At 73.0% G+C, this 5,954-nt stretch carries 7 protein-coding genes and 1 pseudogene; 5 read left to right on the top strand and 3 right to left on the bottom strand.

Going from position 1 to position 5,954, the window contains the following annotated elements; genetic code table 11:
* Positions 1–237: 237 nt before the first annotated feature.
* Positions 238–1,215: an ArsA-related P-loop ATPase gene (locus tag RIN80_RS25860; protein WP_309098060.1), complete on the bottom strand. Its 978-nt coding sequence runs from the start codon at positions 1,213–1,215 to the stop codon at positions 238–240.
* Between the two features lie 118 nt (positions 1,216–1,333).
* Between RIN80_RS25860 and RIN80_RS25855 the strand changes: the two genes are divergently transcribed.
* The 4 genes from RIN80_RS25855 to RIN80_RS25840 all read left to right on the top strand — a co-directional run bounded on the left by RIN80_RS25855 (position 1,334) and on the right by RIN80_RS25840 (position 3,748).
* Positions 1,334–1,492, top strand: a complete 159-nt coding sequence (locus tag RIN80_RS25855; RefSeq protein WP_003991873.1) for a DUF4177 domain-containing protein — start codon at positions 1,334–1,336, stop codon at positions 1,490–1,492.
* The gene (locus tag RIN80_RS25850) at positions 1,492–1,953 is read left to right on the top strand and encodes a RidA family protein (protein WP_309098059.1); all 462 of its coding nucleotides are present in this window, start codon (positions 1,492–1,494) and stop codon (positions 1,951–1,953) included. Before RIN80_RS25855 ends, RIN80_RS25850 begins: the two co-directional genes overlap by 1 nt.
* A gap of 80 nt (positions 1,954–2,033) precedes the next feature.
* Positions 2,034–2,921, top strand: a complete 888-nt coding sequence (locus tag RIN80_RS25845; RefSeq protein WP_309098058.1) for an NUDIX hydrolase — start codon at positions 2,034–2,036, stop codon at positions 2,919–2,921.
* On the top strand, positions 2,918–3,748 hold the full coding sequence (locus tag RIN80_RS25840) for an MBL fold metallo-hydrolase (protein ID WP_309098057.1): 831 nt from the start codon (positions 2,918–2,920) through the stop codon (positions 3,746–3,748). The genes RIN80_RS25845 and RIN80_RS25840 overlap by 4 nt, the downstream gene beginning before the upstream one ends.
* On the opposite strand, the gene RIN80_RS25835 is transcribed toward RIN80_RS25840, so the two are convergent.
* On the bottom strand, positions 3,741–4,592 hold the full coding sequence (locus RIN80_RS25835; RefSeq protein WP_309098056.1) for a nucleotidyltransferase domain-containing protein: 852 nt from the start codon (positions 4,590–4,592) through the stop codon (positions 3,741–3,743). The genes RIN80_RS25840 and RIN80_RS25835 overlap by 8 nt on opposite strands.
* A 116-nt stretch (positions 4,593–4,708) precedes the next feature.
* Positions 4,709–5,383 carry a Crp/Fnr family transcriptional regulator gene (locus RIN80_RS25830; RefSeq protein ID WP_031115987.1) on the bottom strand — a complete coding sequence of 225 codons (675 nt, stop codon included), beginning with the start codon at positions 5,381–5,383 and terminating at the stop codon, positions 4,709–4,711.
* A gap of 275 nt (positions 5,384–5,658) precedes the next feature.
* Between RIN80_RS25830 and RIN80_RS25825 the strand changes: the two are divergent.
* Positions 5,659–5,954: pseudogene (locus tag RIN80_RS25825) on the top strand (endonuclease III); the annotation flags it as partial.

Raw genomic sequence — 5,954 nt, 5'->3', positions numbered from 1 at the left:
GGGGCGAGGCGGGGGCGGGTCGCGTCGTGCGCGTGCACCGGGTCCGGACGGCTCATGACATCCCCTGCTTCCGACTCGTGACGAGCTCTGCCTGTCCGGCCTGTCCGGCCTGTCCGGCCTGTCCGGCGGGCCCTGCCTGTCTCGGTTCCGTGGTGGGCCCTGCCTGTCTCGCTTCCACAGCGGGCCTCGCCTGTCTCACCTGGCGCACGCTCATGACGGGCCTTGCCGGTCCCCGGCTCATGACACGCCCTGGCCGCGCAGCTCACGGGCGAGCGCGTAGAGCCCCGCGAGGTCCATGCCCTCGGCGAACAGCGGCAGTTCGTGCAGCGGCAGGCCCAGCTCGGCGAGGACCGCACGCTGCTCGTGCTCCAGCGCGTACCGCTCGGCGTACTCCTCGGCCTGGGTGAGCAGCGGGTCCACCAGCCGCTCGGCGTGCCCGCCGCGCCGCGCCCCGCCGAGTCCGGCGGAGGACAGCGACCGCGCGAGGGTGGAACGCGGGACGGTCCGTACGAGTTCCAGGTCGGCCGCGTCCAACACCTCCGGCCGCACCATGTTCACGATGATCCGTCCGACGGGCAGCCGCGCCGACCGCAGCTCCGCGATGCCGTCCGCGGTCTCCTGGACGGGCATCTCCTCCAGCAGCGTGACCAGGTGCACGGCCGTCTCGGGCGACTTCAGCACCCGCATCACGGCCTGCGCCTGATTGTGTATCGGGCCGATCCTGGCCAGTCCCGCCACCTCGTCGTTGACGTTCAGGAAGCGCGTGATGCGCCCGGTGGGCGGGGCGTCCATGACGACGTAGTCGTACACGAACCGGCCGCTGCGCTCCTTGCGCCGGACCGCCTCGCACGCCTTGCCGGTGAGGAGTACGTCCCTCAGGCCGGGCGCGATGGTGGTGGCGAAGTCGATCGCGCCCAGCTTCTTCAGGGCCCGCCCGGCGCCGCCCAGCTTGTAGAACATCTGGAGGTAGTCCAGAAGGGCCAGTTCGGGGTCGATGGCCAGTGCGTACACCTCCCCGCCCCCGGGAGCGACGGCGATCTTCCGCTCCTCATAAGGCAGCGCTTCGGTCTCGAAGAGCTGCGCGATGCCCTGACGGCCCTCGACCTCGACGAGAAGCGTCCGCTTCCCCTCCGTGGCCAGGGCCAGCGCTAGGGCCGCGGCCACCGTGGTCTTGCCGGTACCGCCCTTGCCGCTGACGACCTGGAGCCTGCTCACGTATTCGAGCCTAACCAGTCCGCGCCCGGGCTACGCGGGAGGCTGTGGACAACCCGTGCCGGGGTCGGCCCCGGACCGCGGCCGTGACCCCGCTCGGACAGGGGCTAAAGTCGGCCGCATGACCAAGTGGGAATACGCAACCGTGCCGCTGCTCGTCCACGCCACGAAGCAGATTCTGGACACCTGGGGCGAGGACGGCTGGGAGCTCGTCCAGGTCGTGCCCGGGCCGAACAACCCCGAGCAGCTCGTCGCCTACCTGAAGCGGGAGAAGCAGTAGTGGGCGCCGTCGAGGCGAAGCTCGCCGAGCTGGGCCTGAGCCTGCCCGACGTGGTCCCGCCGCTCGCCGCGTACCAGCCGGCCGTGCAGTCCGGCCCGTACGTCTACACCGCCGGGCAGCTGCCGATGGTGGAGGGCAGGCTTCCGGTCACCGGCAAGGTCGGCGCGGAGGTCACCCCGGAGGAGGCCAAGGAGCTGGCACGCACGTGTGCGCTGAACGCCCTGGCCGCCGTCAAGTCCGTCGCCGGTGACCTCGACCGCATCGCGCGCGTGGTGAAGGTCGTCGGCTTCGTCGCCTCGGCCTCGGACTTCACCGGCCAGCCCGGTGTGCTGAACGGCGCGAGCGAGCTGCTCGGCGAGGTCCTCGGGGACAAGGGCGTGCACGCGCGCAGCGCGGTCGGCGTGGCGGTGCTGCCGCTGGACGCGCCCGTGGAGGTCGAGATCCAGGTGGAGCTCGCGTAGCACCCCCCACCCGCCCGAGCTGCGCGATCCGCCCCCGGGGCCACTCGAACATCCGCCCGTCACGGGATAGCCTCGCGCCCATGGCGAACGGTCAGTGGTACCCCCCGGAGTGGCCGGACCGCATCCGCGCACTCGCGGCCGGCACCCTCACCCCGGTGACCCCCAGGCGCGCGGCCACCGTCATGCTCCTGAAGGACACCGGCGGCGGCCCGGCCGTCCACATGCTGCGCCGACGCGCCTCCATGGCCTTCGCCGGAGGCGCGTACGCGTATCCGGGCGGCGGTGTCGACCCGCGCGACGACGACCACCACGTCCGCTGGGCGGGCCCCACGCGCGCGTGGTGGGCGGACCGGCTCGGTGTCGACGAGACGGCGGCCCAGGCGATCGTCTGCGCGGCCGTGCGGGAGACGTACGAGGAGGCGGGCGTGCTGCTCGCCGGCCCGGCGCCCGACGCGGTCGTCGGCGACACCACCGGCGCCGACTGGGAGGCCGACCGTGCCGCCCTGGTCGCGCGGGACGTGTCCTTCGCGGAGTTCCTGGACCGCCGCGGGCTGGTGCTGCGCTCGGACCTGCTCGGCGCCTGGACCCGCTGGATCACCCCCGAGTTCGAGGCCCGCCGCTACGACACCTTCTTCTTCGTGGCCGCCCTCCCCGAGGGGCAGCGCACCCGCAACGCCTCCACGGAGGCCGACCGCACGGTGTGGATCGCCCCGCGCGAGGCGGCCGCCGGGTACGACAGGGGCGAGCTGCTGATGATGCCGCCGACCATCTCGACCCTGCGCCAGCTGACGGCGTACCCGACGGCCGCCGAGGCCCTCGCGGCGGCCCCGGACCGCGATCTCACGCCCGTGCTGGCCACCGCACGGCTGGTGGACGGCGAGATCGTGCTCTCCTGGCCCGGCCACGACGAGTTCACCAAGCACATCCCGACCGCCCCGACCGCCCCGACCGGTGGAGCCCCCGCATGACGGACGCAGCAGCCCTTCCCGGCCGGCCCCGGGACGGAGTCCTCTCCGGCCCCGCCACCGCGCGGGCCGTCAACGTCCTGGCCCCCAACCCGTCGGCGATGACCCTCGACGGCACGAACACCTGGATCCTCTCCGAGCCGGACTCCGACCTCGCCGTCGTGGTCGACCCGGGCCCGCTGGACGAGGGGCACCTGCGGCGGGTCGTCGCCACGGCCGAACAGGCGGGCCGGCGCGTCGCCCTGACGCTGCTGACCCACGGCCATCCCGACCACGCGGCGGGCGCAGCCCGGTTCGCCGAACTGACCGGCACGCGCGTGCGTGCACTGGATCCGGCACTGCGGCTGGGCGACGAGGGCCTGGCCGCCGGAGACGTGATCACCACCGGAGGGCTGGAACTGCGCGTCGTCCCCACCCCCGGCCACACGTCGGACTCCCTCTGCTTCCACATCCCGGCGGACCGGGCGGTCCTGACCGGCGACACGGTCCTGGGCCGCGGCACCACGGTCGTGGCCCACCCCGACGGCCGTCTCGGCGACTACCTGGACTCCCTGCGCCGCCTGAGGTCCCTCACGGTCGACGACGGCGTCCACACGGTCCTGCCCGGCCACGGGCCCGTCCTGGAGGACGCCCAGGGCGCCGTCGAGTACTACCTCGCCCACCGCGCCACCCGTCTCGCCCAGGTCGAGACGGCCGTCGAGGACGGCTACCGCACCCCGGCCGAGGTCGTCGCCCACGTCTACGCCGACGTGGACCGCTCCCTGTGGCCGGCGGCGGAACTGTCCGTCCGGGCCCAGCTGGACTACCTGGAGGAGCACGGGCTCATCTAGGGCCCCTGGGGGCTTTCTCGCCGTGCACGCGCGTGTACTCGGCGGCGAGCCAGGGCCCCAGATCGTCCACGTACGACGCGAGGACGTCCGCCTCACCGACCGGATCAACGCCCACGACGGCGGCGTCCCGCATCTGGCCGCCGCGCTGCGGGTAGTACCGGGCGAACGCCTCCGCCATCTCGTGCAGGTCGCTCGTCCAGCCGCCCCAGCGGGGCATCACGAGGGTGAAACCGGTGCGGACGAGGTGCCGGGACATGAAACGGACGAGTGGCCGACGGGCCTGCTCCGTGCCGTCGGCCGCGGCGATCCGCCGGCGCCAGTGGGGCAGCAGCAGGTGCAGATCGCCGTTGGTCTCGCGGGCCAGCAGCGAGCCGGGGCGGTAGCGCGGCAGTCGCGCGGCCAGGTCCTCACCCAGCAGCGGCGTGCACAGGCAGGCGACGAACCACCCCAGGTCGTACCGCTCCGGCGCGCTGAGCAGCCGGGCACGGCTGTACAGCAGCGTCCCGCACCCGTCGATCTGCCCGAACTCCTCGTCCAGTGCCGCCCCGAGCGCGTCGGCCTCCGCCCGGTCCGCCCGGGTCGGCTCCTCACGCAGCGCGAGCAGCAGATCGAGGTCACTGACGCCCACGCGCGCGGTGCCGCGCGGAATCGAACCGTAGAGGTACGCGCTGTGCAGCCGCGTCCCGAAGGCGTCCGCCAGCCGCGCCCCGGCGGCGGCGACGACCGGACGGAAGGCCGCGGGCACGCGCGCGAGGGATCCCTCCCGGGCGATGAATCCGTGGGCGTCGAGGCCGGTGCCGTGGGTGTGGTGGGCGCGGTGGGTCCGGTGGGCGTCGCCGGTCATGCCGTCACTGTGCCGCACGAGGGAGCGGGGACGCCGCCCGGTTTCGGCCACCGGCGGCACGACAGCGGGCCCCGTCCCGTGGAGGGACAGGGCCCGGTGACGAGGGCCAGGGTGCGTCAGCGCGAGCGCTTGGCGAGGCGCTCCACGTCCAGGAGGATCACCGCGCGGGCCTCCAGGCGCAGCCAGCCGCGCTGGGCGAAGTCCGCCAGGGCCTTGTTCACCGTCTCGCGGGACGCGCCGACCAGCTGGGCGAGCTCCTCCTGCGTGAGGTCGTGCACCACGTGGATGCCCTCCTCCGACTGCACGCCGAACCGGCGCGACAGGTCGAGCAGGGCGCGGGCGACACGGCCCGGGACGTCCGAGAAGACGAGGTCGGACATCGCGTCGTTGGTCTTGCGCAGTCGGCGGGCCACGGCGCGCAGGAGCGCCGAGGCGACCTCGGGGCGGGCGTTCAGCCAGGGCTGGAGGTCGCCGTGGCCGAGGCCGAGCAGCTTCACCTCGGTCAGCGCGGTGGCCGTCGCCGTGCGCGGGCCCGGGTCGAACAGCGACAGCTCACCGATGAGCTCGCCGGGGCCGACCACGGCCAGCATGTTCTCCCGGCCGTCGGGGGACGTGCGGTGGAGCTTGACCTTGCCCTCGGTGACCACATACAGGCGGTCGCCGGGGTCGCCCTCGTGGAACAGCGAGTCACCGCGGGCGAGGGTCACCTCACTCATGGAGGCGCGGAGCTCCGCGGCCTGCTCGTCATCGAGCGCCGCGAAGAGCGGATTGCGCCGCAGAACGTCGTCCACGAGTTCTCTCCCTTTCGACCTGCTCAGGGGATCTTGCTCCCCCGCGTACCAGGGGACCGTGGTGCCCATTTTGCCGGACGGTCCAAACAGTGTGATCTGTCACAAGGATGCCGCACAGGTGTCCCGGGGTACGCGGCAGGGGTCCAATTGGGCGCCGATCTTCGAGGGCCGGGGCGGATGACGGTGCCTGGCCTTAGGCTGGCCGGGTGTCCAAATCGCCGGTGAGAGCACAGGCCGAGGGGGCTGCGCGGGTGGTTGTACGTCGCGATTCCGCTGTGGGCGAACAGAGCCCCGATGGCGGTAGGAAAACGGCGAAAGCGACAGGGGAGGCGACGGTCGCCTCTGCGAGGAAAGCTGGATCCGCGAAGAAGGCGGCTTCTGCGAAGAAGGCGGCCGCTGTGAAGAAGACGGTTGCTGTGAAGAAGACGGCTTCCGCGAAGAAAGCGGCTTCCGCGAAGAAAGCGGCTTCCGCGAAGAAGGCGCCCGTGAAGAAGCCGGCTGTGAAGAAGGCACCCGTCGCCAAGAAGGCGAGCGTCGCGCCCAAGAAGGCCACCGCCCGGGTCGAGGGTGC

Source organism: Streptomyces sp., from assembly GCF_031181705.1.
GTDB lineage: Bacteria > Actinomycetota > Actinomycetes > Streptomycetales > Streptomycetaceae > Streptomyces.
The sequence above is the reverse complement of the archived record's forward strand: the minus strand, read 5'-3'. Positions and strand labels throughout refer to the sequence as shown.